Source organism: Fulvivirga marina, assembly GCF_016775155.1.
GTDB classification, from domain to species: domain Bacteria; phylum Bacteroidota; class Bacteroidia; order Cytophagales; family Cyclobacteriaceae; genus Fulvivirga; species Fulvivirga marina.
On record NZ_JAEUGD010000066.1, the window covers coordinates 302,313 to 317,765 of the forward strand.

12 protein-coding genes are annotated in these 15,453 nt (G+C 40.6%); 4 read left to right on the plus strand and 8 right to left on the minus strand.

Annotated elements, in window-relative coordinates; genetic code table 11:
* Positions 1-17: 17 nt before the first annotated feature.
* Together JMN32_RS22260 and JMN32_RS22265 are read left to right on the plus strand one after the other, a co-directional pair.
* Positions 18-1,235, plus strand: coding sequence for a pyridoxal phosphate-dependent decarboxylase family protein (locus tag JMN32_RS22260; RefSeq protein ID WP_202858590.1), 1,218 nt, complete (start codon positions 18-20; stop codon positions 1,233-1,235).
* A gap of 94 nt (positions 1,236-1,329) precedes the next feature.
* A complete protein-coding gene (locus JMN32_RS22265) occupies positions 1,330-2,094 on the plus strand; it encodes a cyclase family protein (protein ID WP_238354587.1) in 765 nt (254 codons plus the stop codon).
* Between the two features lie 26 nt (positions 2,095-2,120).
* Here the strand turns inward: JMN32_RS22265 and JMN32_RS22270 are convergent, their stop codons facing one another.
* Positions 2,121-3,533: a PP2C family protein-serine/threonine phosphatase gene (locus JMN32_RS22270; RefSeq protein WP_202858591.1), complete on the minus strand. Its 1,413-nt coding sequence runs from the start codon at positions 3,531-3,533 to the stop codon at positions 2,121-2,123.
* A gap of 327 nt (positions 3,534-3,860) precedes the next feature.
* On the opposite strand from JMN32_RS22270, the gene JMN32_RS22275 reads away from it, so the two are divergent.
* Positions 3,861-4,163, plus strand: a complete 303-nt coding sequence (locus tag JMN32_RS22275) for a hypothetical protein (RefSeq protein WP_202858592.1) — start codon at positions 3,861-3,863, stop codon at positions 4,161-4,163.
* Between the two features lie 282 nt (positions 4,164-4,445).
* Here the strand turns inward: JMN32_RS22275 and JMN32_RS22280 are convergent, their stop codons facing one another.
* The 4 genes from JMN32_RS22280 to JMN32_RS22295 all read right to left on the minus strand — a co-directional run bounded on the left by JMN32_RS22280 (position 4,446) and on the right by JMN32_RS22295 (position 11,459).
* Positions 4,446-5,318, minus strand: coding sequence for a sugar phosphate isomerase/epimerase family protein (locus JMN32_RS22280; RefSeq protein WP_202858593.1), 873 nt, complete (start codon positions 5,316-5,318; stop codon positions 4,446-4,448).
* Positions 5,319-5,464: 146 nt separating this feature from the next.
* On the minus strand, positions 5,465-9,154 hold the full coding sequence (locus tag JMN32_RS22285) for a family 16 glycoside hydrolase (RefSeq protein ID WP_202858594.1): 3,690 nt from the start codon (positions 9,152-9,154) through the stop codon (positions 5,465-5,467).
* A 65-nt stretch (positions 9,155-9,219) separates the two neighbouring features.
* Positions 9,220-10,272: a sugar phosphate isomerase/epimerase family protein gene (locus JMN32_RS22290; RefSeq protein WP_202859077.1), complete on the minus strand. Its 1,053-nt coding sequence runs from the start codon at positions 10,270-10,272 to the stop codon at positions 9,220-9,222.
* A 26-nt stretch (positions 10,273-10,298) separates the two neighbouring features.
* Entirely contained in the window at positions 10,299-11,459 is a 1,161-nt protein-coding gene (locus JMN32_RS22295) for a Gfo/Idh/MocA family protein (protein ID WP_238354588.1), read from the minus strand.
* Between the two features lie 188 nt (positions 11,460-11,647).
* On the opposite strand from JMN32_RS22295, the gene JMN32_RS22300 reads away from it, so the two are divergent.
* On the plus strand, positions 11,648-12,880 hold the full coding sequence (locus tag JMN32_RS22300) for a nucleoside permease (protein ID WP_202858595.1): 1,233 nt from the start codon (positions 11,648-11,650) through the stop codon (positions 12,878-12,880).
* A gap of 142 nt (positions 12,881-13,022) precedes the next feature.
* On the opposite strand, the gene JMN32_RS22305 is transcribed toward JMN32_RS22300, so the two are convergent.
* The 3 genes from JMN32_RS22305 to JMN32_RS22315 all read right to left on the minus strand — a co-directional run bounded on the left by JMN32_RS22305 (position 13,023) and on the right by JMN32_RS22315 (position 15,410).
* On the minus strand, positions 13,023-14,039 hold the full coding sequence (locus JMN32_RS22305) for a DUF6976 family protein (RefSeq protein ID WP_202858596.1): 1,017 nt from the start codon (positions 14,037-14,039) through the stop codon (positions 13,023-13,025).
* Position 14,040: 1 nt separating this feature from the next.
* Positions 14,041-14,283, minus strand: coding sequence for a hypothetical protein (locus JMN32_RS22310; protein WP_202858597.1), 243 nt, complete (start codon positions 14,281-14,283; stop codon positions 14,041-14,043).
* Between the two features lie 212 nt (positions 14,284-14,495).
* Positions 14,496-15,410 (minus strand): ROK family protein, encoded by a 915-nt coding sequence (locus JMN32_RS22315; RefSeq protein WP_202858598.1) that lies wholly within the window; start codon positions 15,408-15,410, stop codon positions 14,496-14,498.
* Positions 15,411-15,453: the final 43 nt, after the last annotated feature.

A 15,453-nucleotide genomic window follows, 5' to 3' on the forward strand; every position in this document is an offset into this window, starting at 1 on the left:
AACACAAATTTTAAGAAATGCGAATCTGGAAAAAACTTACCCATGGTGAAATTCAGGCGAGGGTATTTGGTGCTCTCAAACAAAATATAAACTACTATGATGCCAATATACTAGGCATACCAGCTTCTCACCTTGACAATAAGGTCTTCTATCTGGATGCTCCTTTTTTGGATAATGCCCCTTACCTGTCAACGCTTATACATAACCCTAATCATATTGGTTGCCATACATTAGGCAAATCTGAAAGCTTTTTTAAAGGCACTCAGGAAATAGAAAAAGAGCTGATCAGGATATGTTCAGAAGAAATACTCAAAGGTACTTCCGATGATTTTGACGGATACGTAGCTTCAGGAGGAACAGAGGCTAATATGCAGGCCATCTGGATATATAGAAATTATTTTAAGAGAGAATTAGGAGCTAAACAGGAAGAGATTAGCATTCTCTGTTCTGAAGATAGCCATTACTCAACCAGTAAAGCTGCCAATGTACTCAATATAAACATTGCTTACACTACGGTAGACGAAAACAACCGTACTTTGAGTAAGCAAGCCGTTCTGCAGACTATTAAAGCTCAACAGGAAAAAGGTTATAAATATTTTATTGTTATCGCTAACATGATGACAACCATGTTTGGGTCCGTTGATGATGTAGAGTTATATACATCATCACTTGATGAACTGGGGTGTAAATATAAGCTACATATAGACGGCGCATATGGTGGGTTTTTCTTTCCTTTTTCAACAGACATTCACCTACTCAATTTTTCCAACCCAAAGGTTGATTCCATAACACTGGATGCTCATAAGATGCTGCAAGCTCCGTACGGAACGGGTATTTTTCTATGTAGAAAGGGGCTTATCTCATATGCCAACACCAAAGAGGCCAGCTACGTAGAAGGTGAAGACTTCACATTGATAGGAAGCCGTAGTGGTGCCAATGCCATTGCCGTGTGGATGATATTGATGACTTACGGACCTTACGGCTGGAAGGAAAAAATCCTGGTATTACTCAATCGAGCAGACTGGCTGTGCAATAGACTTAATGAAAAGAACATTACTCATTACCGTCAACGAGGATCTAATATTGTAACCATTAAAAGCAGCGACATTAAGGCTGGGATTGCAAAAAAATACGGTTTGGTTCCAGACAACCACAAGAACCCTAAATGGTTTAAAGTAGTGATTATGGAGCATGTTACCATTGAAAAACTTGAACCTCTTGTAAGCGAGTTATAATCTGTTTATCAAAAGACTATGGGAATAGCTTGTTAAGGTTGCCGAAAATATTTGTAATATCACAAATATTTTCGGCAACCAACTTCAAACCAAAATGCAAATAATTGACCTATCCAAAACAATTGAATACAACCCCAATGATCCATGGTTCATGCGAATTAAAATCAAGCATAAACCTCACGGCAAGGCTCATTGGTTAATACGTTTGTTCATAGGCCTTCCTAAAAAGTTATTTCCTGATAAATTCACCGGCTGGGCAGACGATACCATAAAAAGTATGGGTGTGCACTCATCTACACATATTGATGCGCCCTGGCATTACAGTCCAACCTGCAATGGTGAACGAGCAAAAACCATTGATGAAGTTCCTTTAGACTGGTGTTATGGCCCTGGAGTAGTGATTAATATGACTCATAAGGCAGATTATGACCCTATCACTGCTGAGGATGTTCGCAAACAGGTGGAGAAGGATAACCTTAAAATCAATCAGGGAACCATTGCCCTTATTCGTACCGACAGAGATCAGTATATGGGCACCAAAGAATTTCCTGAACGAGGTACAGGAATGAGTGCTGAAGCTACTGAGTGGCTAATTAACAAAGGGGTAAAGGTAATGGGTATTGACCAGTGGGGATGGGATCTGCCTCTCAAGTATATGGCAAAAAAAGCCAAAGAAGAAAATAACGCCAAGCTATTTTGGGAAGGGCATCTTGTAGGACAACACAAGGAGTACTGTCATATGGAGCAACTAACCAACCTTAAAGCACTGCCTCCCCAGGGTTTCAAAGTAGCAGTCTTTCCTTTGAAGATCAAAGGTGCATCTGCCGCTCCTGCCAGGGTAGTAGCTATGATTGATTAGCTAATGAGTGCCGCATTATGTTTTGGTCATAGCTTCACTCCTATGATCAAAACATCATCGGTTTGTTCATTTTTACCACGCCATTCGGTGAAAGTTTGCTCAACTATCGCCTTTTGCTCATATGTTCTTTTATTACAATTGTTAAGCAGGAGCTTCCGAAAGCGTTTACTCATAAATCTTTTAAATTCTTCACCTCCATACTGGTCTCTATACCCATCAGTAAACATATAGAAACCTGTAATTGTAGAAAGGTCGAATTTATGGTTTCGAAACCTAAGGTCAGGTCGCCCGAGAATACCCCCTATTGAAACCCTGTCTGCCTCAATTTTTCTCATCTCTCCATTTTCTATCAATAGTAATGGATGCTTAGCACCTGCATACGAGAGCACCTGCTGCTCTCTATCAATAACGCATATAGAAATATCCATACCATCATTGTTATCTGTTTGTTGCTGCTTTAAGGCATATACGATGCGTTGCTGTAAGTAATCGAGGATTTTTGCCGGTTCAAAAATAAAATTGAGTTCTATGGCCTCCAGTAACAGGTTATAACCTATCATACTCATAAACGCACCCGGAACACCATGACCGGTACAGTCCACCACAGCAATAAATATCCTTTCTCTTATTTTTGTGACGAAGTAAAAATCTCCACTTACCATGTCCCTTGGTTTGAAGAAAAGGAAATGGTCTGGCATAATATCCTCCATCTCCTCTTTTAATGGAAGTATAGCCTGTTGTATTGTTCGAGCATACTTGGTTTGCTCATTGATTAATCGTACAGATTCCTTCAAATCATTATGCAATTGTAGCAACTGGGAATGTTGGTTCGTGATCTGACTATTTTTTCTTTGGATGCTCTTTTGATATTTTTCATTTTCCCTTCTGAAAATAGAGGAGATCACGGCAAGGAGAATGATCGTAATCATAATATTGATCACATAAGCAACCTTTAATTGCTCTGTTCTATAAATTGGCTCATGATCAAAGTTGTACATCTCCACTGCTATAATGCACAGACCACCAAGAGCGATGAGCAGATAAACATATACTCTCTTATCAAAAAACAGTACCGCAAGTCCGGAGCAAGCAAATATGATCAGTTGAGAGCCTCTCTCACTACCCCAGTACAAAGTCAGCAAGCTGAGGTATAAAAAAGGGATCAAAAGGCAAAAAAGTCTGGCTAAATTGTATTTCTTCCACTTATTGAACAGTATAGGCATGGGAAAAACCAAAGCTCCAGCCAATTGAATCGGCCACTCTTCCGGTACTTGCATGATCAGACTTTTAACAATGATCAACATAAAGAGTAGCTCCCCAGTCAATAATATCCCATTGACGAGTCTAACTTTCCTGACCTCTTGTGGTGGTAAGCTTTCATCTACGCCAACATTTACCAGGTACTCCCTTATTGAAGCTATTTTATATATTAAACTCATTGTAAAATTAGGAACTGATCAAAGAACTGTTGCTCAACCAACGCTAGGGGAATTCGTAAGTGATTATATACCAGTCCAATCTCAATAATGTAACCGATTGCCTAAATTATGAAACCTTAAATAATTATCCATGATTACTGATCAACAAGAACCATTAAAATATCCTATTGTTATTTGAAAAGCCTTTCCTTTCTTTTTCTCCAATAAGAGTTGTGGTACTCGGGACACATGATCTATTTTACTCGTTTCCTACAACTTATTCTTTCAGGTCAGCAAATTCATTCTCAAGATTTGCATATTTTACTTAGCTCGAATTAGATTTACACCATGCAAATCAATCTTAATGATCCTGAGGATTTTACCATTGAAAACATAAAGACGCTCGTAGCATCGGAGGATGACACTGTAAACACACAATTCAGAGTGACCGAAGACGGGATACTGCTTCTTTCCAGAGTTACCGGCAACCGCAACCTGGATGGAATAAAATTTTGCCTGGAAACTAATGCACGCGGAAATGGCTATGTTGGAAAAACCGCAGCTCAGGATGACGTTTGGGTCCGTAGGGTTTATAAAGCGATTAAAGACAACTGGCCAGACCCTGTTGTTCCTTATATTGATAATTTTTAATTTACTAAACCGCTGTTGGAGAGATTCCAATGGTATTTACATAAGTAAATTTGATGTCGGTATCCATGCCGGGAGCTCTTTTTGTTATAGTTTAGCAAACACTTCTTTATCAGCTCACTGAGCTATCTAAGTTTTTTCTCTCACAGAGTAAATATGAATAAGTGTAACATAACCATAAATGGCCATACAGAGCCATTGTTACGGAGCATTATATTATAATACTGAAAATGCCAGGAGTATCAAGACCAGGGATACTAGTCGCTATCATTTTCCAACTCCTTTTTATGCTATTATCTTCTGCAGGTTACCATAGCTTGTCTTTATATTTTCAAAAGGATCTCCTATTATCTTATCCTGCTCCACAAAAAAGTGACCAAGCCCTGCTTTATCTTTATTAGCAAATATTTGACTGAAGTCGATCTCCCCTGTACCTACTGCAGCAAATTCACCAGTCTTATCCATATCCTTCACATGCCATAGTGGAAAACGGTCTTCATTTTCAATAAATAATTGTACCGGATCAATACCTGCCTTTCTAGTCCAGTACAGATCAAGCTCCATTTTCAAGAGATCCTTATCCGTTTCTGAAAGTAAAATATTGTAAGGCACCTGCCCTTGAAGTGTTTCGAATTCAAAAGCATGATTATGATAACACAGCTGAATCCCATTGCTTTTACACACCTCTCCACACTTATTAAGCAACTCTGCGGTTTCTTTATACGCATCCAGGGTTTCTCTTTCAAAATCAAACAGGTATGCACATACCATATACTTTTGCCCTACTTCTACGGCATCTTCGACTGCCTGCTCCCAGCCATTGATCAATGAACCTTGTTTTTCAGGAGCCTGCTTACCACTAAGATAATGTCCGCTAACGGCTTTTAAACCATGCTCATCCAAAAGCTTTCTAAACTCTTTAGCCGACAAACCATAGTACTGTCGTTCTCCATACCCTGCAGACTCTACTTCCTTATAACCAATAGACGCAACTCTGGCCAGTGTTCCACTTGGATCTTCACTCATCTGATCACGCAAGGTGTAAAGCTGAATGCCCGTGGACGGCATTGTCTGCCCAAGACATGAAGGCAAAAACATCAGGCCAACACCTGCCAATGTACTGTACTTTATGAAGCTTCTTCTGGTATGATTTTTCATTTTTGTTTGGTTTTAAGCCTCCTCTGCCTCTATTTGCAAAGAGGTATAGTTTTGATATATGATTACGCTATTGTTCTAACACATTCTTCGATGTCTTGCCTCCTGAACCTATGTACTGCCAGTAATGCATCTCTCATTATATATTATTATAGTTCCCGGATCTTTATGTTTCTAAACCACACTTTATCACCGTGATCCTGAAGAGAAATATGCCCTTTTCTGGCTTTACCAAATCCAGACATAGCCTTGAACTTACTTCCTTTGATCATTTCATCCCATTCAGGCACATGCATCTGGAACTCCACAACTTTATATCCATTTAGCCAATGTTCCACATGTCCAGCTTTTGATACTATTCGTGCATAGTTCCACTGCCCTCCCGGATTAACCGTCACAAAGCGGGTGGATATCATATCATAAAGGTCGCCGGCTCTATGCATTTCAATGCGACCATCAGGATGCTTAGGGTTATCGAGTATCTGCATTTCAGGCCCTGTCTGCCATACATAATCATAATTTTCATTCTCAACCACATTATAAATGACACCGCTATTGCCCCCTTCTTCGACCTTCCAGTCCAAAACCAGTTCGTAGTCCTGATACTCCTTGTCCGTAATGATATCCCCTCCGCCTACTACCTGCCAGTCCTTTTTCTTAGAATTATCAAGGTAAAGTGTACCATTCCCTACCTTCCATGCTGGCCCGATCCTATCCTCTTTAAACTTCCTCCATCCCGTAGTAGTTTTCCCGTCAAAAAGAAGTTTCCACCCTTCTTCCTTCTCCTTTTCGGTCAACTGGTTATGGGGCACCGGTTCTACAGGGTTAACAAAACCAGGTTTATCCTGAGGAATGTTATTCATTGTATACCAGCCTTCAGTGGTCCATAACGATTGCTTTTCGGCACTGGTAAAGGGGTTAACTACTCTAAAATGCACCACATGATCAGCTTCCATCCCTTCAAGTTCAAGGAATATCTTTTTCCTGTCACCAGACATATGTAATGACCTAACATTCAGTTGTTTCATATCAAGTTTAGGACCCCCATAATCCTCAGTAGGTTTATAATGCCACTGCTTAACCTGATAATCATCAACATGCTGTCCCTGATCTTCTGCAATGGGTTGGGTGAATTCCACTTCTATACCATTAGTTCTGGCCCTGATGGCCAAGGGCTCAAATGCAGTCTTCCCATTATAATGCAGCCGTTGCAACCCATGCCACAATTTATCATTTTGCTGCCAGTTACCCGGATTGCCAATACCTCCGATATAAAGATCTCCATCGGGTCCCCAGGTAAGACGGTTAACCCCTGCCTCAAGTCCCTGAATGAATCTGAATACTGCTCCTTGGTATTTACCATCCACCTTTTCTACAAATACCCTTTTTACACCTCCATGAGTCACTTCCCCATGGATCATTTGTCCTTTGTAGGGGCCAAGATCAAGGTAAGCTGGTGTACTCGGAGAATTGCCTATCTCATCTTGAGGCAGCCAGACCACCGGCCTGGTTTCTTTTATATTTGCAGTACCCTCAAAGTCTACAGCCCGGGAACCATACCAGGCTCCTTTCTGTACGTGGACTATCTTGCTGGAAGGCAACCAGTCCCCCTGGTTATCTGCTATAAACAGTTCTCCATCAACTCCGATGCCTATACCATTGGGTGTTCTCAAGCCGTGAGCAATAAACTCAACAGAACCATCATCTTTAGAAATTTTAATGACTTTGCCTCGATCTTGGATCTGAGGGTTTGCACTGGCTCCTCCAGGCATAATCGCAATGGCCAGAGCCGCATAGAAGTGTCCATCTTTATACGCTAACCCAAAGGCAAATTCATGGAAATTAGCAGATACTTTCCAGTCATCACTTACTGTCTGATATTCATCGATCAATTCGTCCCCATCATGATCTATGAGTCTGGTAAGTTCATGCTTTTGAAGTACATAAATTTGATCATCAACTACTTTTAAACCCAACGGTTCCGCAAGCCCTGATGCTATTTGCTTCACTTTCATTTGGGAAGGGTCACCTGTCTCCACTCCATCAACGATGTAAACAGAACCAACGGAATCCCATGTACACACTACCATGCGTCCATTTGAAAGGAAATCCATACCTCCAACACGAGGTTCAAAGTCATCAGGACGGGCCTGAAACAGATCAAATGCCGGATGTACCTCCACCAAAGGTCTTTGATCTCCAGGGATGCTCCTCATTAATTTTTCAGGTGCTATATAGGGTATCACTTCTCTAAACTGGGTGTTCTTGTATTTCAATACAGATGCAGGCACTATTGAAAACTTACGATCACCATATTTCGCCCATTGGAATGACAATACTGCCCCCCCCTTTCCCTGAGCATATTCAATTTTCAGCTTGTTAAGCCCCTTTTGAAGGTAAATTTCACCATCCTTAGCTTCCGGACCGTGAAAACCAGAATTATCAATAACCAGTTTGTCATTAATGTAAAGTTTTGAACCATCATCTGAAACCAGCCTGAATACATAATTAGATGTTTCCTCTACGTCAACAAACCCCTTGAACTCTATATAAATATTTTCTTTGAACTTCCCCAGGTCAGCAGCATTATCCAAATGAATAGCAGGAATGACACCGGAAAGCACGGGAGCAGTGGTTTTTACCAATTGATCAAAACCAGTATTAGGCTCATTCCAAGCGTAGGCATTGGCAGCAAGGCCATTGTGGAGTTCTTCACCACCAGCTTTAAAAGCTTCATTTTGATCATTTAGCTGTAGTTTTATTGATGCAACGCCGAGCATCAGATCATCTTCCTTAACTTCCATTGTTTCTTTTAGAGGCTCGTTATCCAGCGAAAGGACATATGCCATCATTTTTTTTGCATCAATCTCCTGTAAATCAGGATGTGCTGTCATAGGTACTTCCCCCCAATTACCGCTACCTCCATTGATGACTTTTTGCGCAAGGTCCACAGTCGAAGCCTCCGAGTTCTCATATCGCTTCGCAATATCTATATAAGCCGGACCTACAGTCTTTTTGACCTCATTATGACAGGTTTTACAATCACTGTTCTCTATGAGTTGCTTGCCTTCCATTAGTGAACCTTCTGCTATTACTACCTTTGGTTCAACCTCATCCCCTGACATTCCTTTATCAAATCCGGGATGAAAGTAAACAGACAGTTCTGTAGCTCCGTCACCATTCAATAGCAAAAGCCCCTCCACGGTGTAAGTTGACCCACTGGTATACATATCTTTCTTTTGGTTGGTCACCTGAAACTCTCCTGTACACTCATAGTCCTTCTCTTCTTTCATATTGGTAAGGCTGACCTTAAGTCCTACCTGTACTGCCTGAGGCACATTAGCTACCGTAAATGTTCTGGACAACCCATTATGACCATTTTTTGAAATATACTCAGGCACCTCCTCTATCTGAATAGTATTACCTTGATCATCCTCTAGCTCATATTTAAAATGCACTTGCCCGTTTTTGAATTGATAGCCTTTAAAATCAACTTCAGGTTTAACTTCGATACCGCCTTTTATCATTACCCACTTGGTATGATTCAGTTTACTGGCATAATAAGCATAACCTTTACTGGTTGGCTGAGGGCCATGCTTAGTAGTATAAACGGCACCATCAAAATTTACGCCTCCTTTCCAAGCCTTGTACAAACCTCCATATCGGGCATCATAGGCTGCGTAAAGTTCGTCATGTAAGGCTACGGTTATTATTCTTGGCTGCTCATCAAGAACCGAGCGAAACACCCATGGGTTGCGAGGGCGTTCTCTTGTTTCTTCTTCCTTAGTACACGATATCAATAAAATTAGGGCGAGAACTATCTGGAATATTTTCTTCATAGGTATAGAGTGCTATAGAACCATTTTCATAGCAGCATTATTGGGTTTTATTTTAAATCAAGTTTTCAGATTCCGAGTATCTTACGATTTAGCTCGTCATTGGATTCTCCACCAGCAAAATCATCAAAAGCTTTTTGGGTAACTTCGATAATATGACTTTGAATGAATGGTGCCCCTTCTCTTGCTCCCTGCTCGGGTGATTTGATGCAACACTCCCATTCCATCACTGCCCAACCTCCATAGCCATATTGTGATAGTTTACTGAATATTCCCGTAAAATCCACCTGTCCATCTCCCAATGATCTGAATCGACCGGGTCTGTCTCCCCATGATTGATACCCCCCATAAACACCACTTTTACCATTGTAATGGTACTCAGCATCCTTAACATGGAACATGCGAATGTATTCATTATAGTGATCAATCATTTGCAGATAATCAAGCTGCTGCAATACAAAATGACTCGGATCAAACAACAGTTTTACTCTTGGGTGTTTGTTTGTAGCCTCTACAAACCTTTCGAATGTGATGCCATCATGCAAGTCTTCTCCTGCATGAACTTCATAGCAAAGGTCTACACCGTTTTCATCAAATACGTTCAATATTGGCTCCCACCTATTGGCCAACTCTTTAAAGCCGGCTTCGACCAAGCCATCCGGTCTTTGTGGCCAGGGGTACATAAAGGGCCATAGCAAAGCTCCTGAAAAAGTGGCATGAACATCAATGCCTAGGTTACGGCTGGCTTTCGCGGCTTTTTTCACCTGTTCGGCGGCCCATTTTTGTCTTTCAGACGGATAGCCTCTCAGCTCAGCTGGAGCAAAAACATCAAACATAGTATCATAAGCAGGATGAACCGCAACCAACTGCCCTTGCTGGTGAGTGGACAGCTCCGTTACCTGCATACCGTACTGCTCCACGGTACCTTTTATCTCATCAGTATAGGTTTTACTTGCTGCTGCCTTTTCCAGGTCAAAGCATCGCTTATCCCAAGTGGGTATTTGTACCCCTTTATAACCTAGTTCCGATGCCCATTTGCATATGTTGTTGAGGTTATTGAATGGAGGTTCATCATCCAGAAATTGTGCGAGAAATATTGCTGGTCCTTGTATGGTTTTCATCATATGTTGTTGGTTTTGAAGTGGCTTTACATCTTAATCCACCGGTTTTTCTTTTCTGTTGATTCTACTACTTTATCAATGAAGGTCATGCCCATTACTCCGTCATTTATATCGGGGTAATCGTAGATATCTAAATCAGGCTTTTCTCCCGATTCTACAGCCTTGATGGCAAATGCAAAATTTCGGTAGATATTAGCAAATGCCTCAAGGTAGCCTTCTGGATGCCCTGATGGCAACCTTGTATTTCTTCTTGAGGCTTCAGACAGGTATTGGTTATCTACTCCGGTCCTCCATAACTCATTAGGCCTGTCAGTCCATTTCACCTGCAATGTATTGGCATCGGTATGATTCCACTCCAGCCCGCCTTTTTCTCCATAAACACGAAGTTTAAGGTTATTCTCCTCTCCGGCTGCTATCTGTGTTGCAACCAAGACACCAGATGTACCATTATCAAAACGAAGCAGAACAGCTCCGTCATCATCAAGTTCACGCCCTTCAACAATTTTGTTGAGATCCGCACAAACATTGCTAATACTCAAACCACTAACATATTCTGCCAGATGTGCTGCATGTGTACCTATATCTCCCATACAGCCACTTTTTCCTGACCTTGCAGGATCTGTTCTCCAGGAAGCCTGCTTTTGCCCACCTTTCTCGATATTATCAGTAAGCCACCCCTGTGGATACTCTACGTACACCTTTCTCACACTGCCTAACATACCCTGTTTTATCAGGTTTTTAGCCTCCTTCACCATGGGGTAGCCACTATAGGTGTGGGTCAACCCGAATAGCAAACCTGTTTTATCTACAAGGGTCTTCAGTTCCAATGCTTCATCTAAAGAAAAACACAAGGGTTTATCTGACATAACGTGAAAACCATGCTCCAGAGCCATTTTAGCAGGCCCGAAGTGCAGGTGATTTGGGGTCACTATGGATATAAAGTCCATGCGCTCTCCTTCGGGGAATTTGCTTTCATGTTCAATCATCTGTTGCCAGCTATCATATACCCTTTGCTCATCAAGATACAATGCCTGACCGGTTTGTTTGGACTTCTCGGGGCTACTACTAAATGCTCCACAAACGAGTTCAATCTCCTGATCCAAAGCGGCAGCATTTCTGTGAACAGCTCCAATAAAAGCGTCTGCTCCACCTCCAACCATCCCCATTTTTATCTTGCGGTTTTTCATTGCCATAAGCTTATTGTACAAATAAAAAGTTAGGTAAAAAACTGGGCGTTTTTCAGCCCTTATCGGTTCAATATAAAAATTATGAGTGACTTTAAAAATGTAATTTCTGACGCAAACGTTTGCGATAAATGATGAATTTGCAGATTTTAAAATTAAAGGTTATTATCCCGTTTTAAACCTCTAGAACTATGAATAAAACCATCCTTCCCAGACTAAGTACCATGATGTTTTTGCAGTTTTTTGTGTGGGGTGCCTGGTATGTAACCATCGGTAATTATATGGGTGCTCATGGTATGGCAGACCTAACCCACTGGCCTTATACTGTTAATCCAATAGCTGCTATTATTGCACCTTTTTTTCTGGGTATGATTGCCGACCGGTATTTTGCAACAGAACGGGTTTTAGGCGTGCTGCATTTGCTGGGAGCTGCCATCATGTTTTATGTACCTCAAACCACAAGTAACTCTACCCTGTTTATTGTGATGCTGCTCGCTTATAATTTATGCTATATGCCCACGCTGGGACTTACTAATTCTCTTGCATTTCATAACATTCAGGACCAGGAAAGGCAATTTCCTATTGTGAGGGTGTTCGGTACTATCGGATGGATAGCCGCAGGCCTTTTCATCAGCTATGTTCTTGTATATTTTGTTGCTGATAGTTTACCAGATACTACACCACTTCCTATGTACACCACTGCTTTTTCAAGTGTTATACTGGGACTTTACAGTTTCTCCTTACCTCATACACCTCCACCCGCTAAAGGTGAAAAGACTTCAATCAGAAGCATCTTAGGTATAGACGCCTACCACTATTTAAAGAGCAAATCATTTATTGTATTTCTGGTAAGCTCTTTCCTGATAAGTATACCTTTGGCAGCTTATTATAATTTTGCCCCCATCTTTGTTAACTACACCGGTTTTGAGCGCCCGGCAGCTACCATGTCTTTGGGGCAAGTTTCCGAAGTGGTTTTCATGCTATTAATGCCCTTATTCTTTGTGAGGCTGGGTGTTAAGAAAATGCTGCTTCTGGGTATGGGTGCCTGGGTATTGCGTTATGCATTTTTTGCATTTTCAGCTCCAGAAAGTATATTCTGGATGGTAATTACAGGTGTAATTCTTCATGGTATCTGTTATGACTTCTTCTTTGTAACCGGTCAGGTTTATGTTGATAAAAAATCAACAGCCAAGATCCGCGGACAGGCCCAGGGTTTTTTAGTATTTATTACTTATGGTGTGGGTATGCTTATAGGTGCCCAGATTGCCGGTGAGGTGTACAATAACTTTCTCAGCGGCGCGAAAGCTTTAACTTCTGCTCAATGGAAGAGTTTCTGGTTGATACCTTGTGCATTTGCAGGGCTTATTATGCTGTTCTTTGGGTTGTTGTTCAAAGATAAAGTTGAGGATCTAAAGCAGGAGTAGTTTAAAAGCAAACACTGGTTTAGTACAGGAAAAGATAAACTATTAGAGAAAAGGTTAAAGGAGATTCAAGGCCTGCCAGGCACAGGCCCTTGAACCTCCTTTAAGTGTAATTTCTTTTTACTCTGGGAATCGCCTCTCTGTTCTATTGCTCATCAATTGCCAGGTATGTAAATGTCTGATTTAATAAAACATAAGCCACTTCTCCAAAAGTAGTAGCTCCAGAAAAACCAATATCATGCTTATCTAACTCGCCGTATAGATAATTTAAGATACAGTTGCAGTTATAAACAATGTTTTTTTCGTTTTCTAAAACACTTTCTATTCTATTTCTAAATGACTCGGAGTAACTGTCAAACTTTTTAGAAGTAGTGTATTTCTTTCCTTTAAAAAGTGGGGCATAAAAGACAACTTCCTTTTTTTCATCATCAAGATACTGAAAGCTTACATTGACGGTAGCCCCTGCATAATCACAAACAAGTGGGTATGAAGTGTCTATATTATGCTCCTTGATATATTCGTACAGACTAGTTGGCTTACCATCGATCAAACAGTTTTTAACCCTAAAGGCATCCTCCTCCACTTCAATAAAAATATCATTTTCCGGCTCAAACACATTGACTATTTCTAACCGAGCTACTTTCTCAGGAGGTAACTCCGCATGCAATACCACTGCATTGTCGGTAAAGCTTTCTCCACTTGGTCCATAGAAAGTTTTTGAAAGTTTACCTTTAGTAAATTCTTCTAAATCTACTCCGGCTACCAATCCTATCAACGGGTTCTCAAACAATTTTTCGTAGCTTGATGAGTTTAGAGCAAAGGAAAACTGGATGTCACGCAATGCAGGCAATACTAAAAAGTTGAACCCATTTTCAAAACCACTTGTGCTGACGTTTTTTAAAGATGTCTCATCAAAAACCGATATTGAAAAAGACTTTATCAAATCAGTGAAATCACTAACCATAAGGTATCCCCTACCAGATTCCTTATTTATTTTCTGTTCCAGGTAGAAGAATGGTGTAGTAGCTCCGATCCAATTTCCATGAGGAAGTTGGTTTAATAGGTCTTCAGAACCAGAAAGTACCAATACTTTACCTTCTTCTATCAGCTTGGATGTCGACTTTACATCCATCAGTTTGTTTTCTTGTATTTTTGCTTTCATTTTACCAGTCTTTAAATATTTTTTTAAAATCACTCTGCACCGCTACTACATACTTTTCACACAATTGGTGTAATTCATCGATGGCTTTTTCTAAAGGCAGCTCCCCTGATGAAATCTTACTTTGGTACTCTGCAGTTTTCATTTGTAGTACAAAATTTTGGAATTTGTGATCTAACAGTCCTGTTACCAATTTTCGCCACTCTTCTCTTTCTTTAGAGGGTATAGTGTATTGTTTTTGTTCCATAGTTGATCATTTTATTGCATGAACAAACCAAAAACATCATTGAACATACAATGTTAAAGGTTTGTATAAATTTTGATTTTGTCATACTATCAAGCCTTTTTTACTAATGAAGTTTGAAGTATTAGCCTGGCTTTAAAAGTTCTCTAATTTGCATTTCCCTGATTAGGCCTTCTTGCCTTGTGATGGTAAAAGCTTAATAATGGAGTAAATGGTTAGCTCACAAGGAGGGCGGCACCAAATACTCCTGCACTGTCGCCAAGTTTCGGCCTAACAATTGGGGTTTTCAGGCTGGTGTTGAAAGTGTACTTTTCAGCTTCTTTGACTCCTCGATTATAAAGAATATCTATATTTCCTACTCCACCACCAAGTACAATTACATCAGGGTCGAGGATATTGATAATATTAGAAATACCTAATCCAAAGAAATGAGCCAGCCTTTCAAGGGTTGCGGCAGCATACTTATCGCCTTCTTGCTGTATTACTATGTCTTTCAACTTTTTATGTTCACCCGATAATCCCTGATAATATCTCTCCAAAGCAGGTCCGGCTATTATGGTTTCAACACAACCGGATTTTCCACAGTAGCACTTCCCTCCGGATGCATCCAGGAAGTTATGGCCCCACTCTCCTCCTATGCCTTGATGTCCATTGATCACTTTGCCATTGACCACCAGGCCGCCTCCAACTCCTGTACCCATAATAACCCCAAAAACAACCTCAGCATCGGAATTTATATCCTGTACAATGCCCAGCCTGGTTTCGGCAAGGGCAAAGCAGTTTGCATCATTAGCCATTTTAACTTCTATACCCAAAAGGTCTTCCAGGTCTTGCTTAAATGGCTGCCCATTAAGGCTAGTAGAGTTGCTGTTTTTTAATAAATAAGTCTGAGGATCCAGGTTTCCCGGCGTACCAATTCCGAGGATTTCCGGGGTGCTTTTTACCTCTTCTGACATCAGACCGATCAATTCTTTGATCCGGTTTAAAATATGTTTATAACCTTTATCAGCCTCCGTTGAAATGCGGGTACGACATAATACTTCCGATATATTGGGTGAATTAATAACTACACCTTCTATTTTGGTACCTCCAAGGTCAATACCCCATAGTTTTTTATTGTCTTTTGCCATTTTACAAATATGATTACCTTATTTATGGCCTGTAATTATTAAA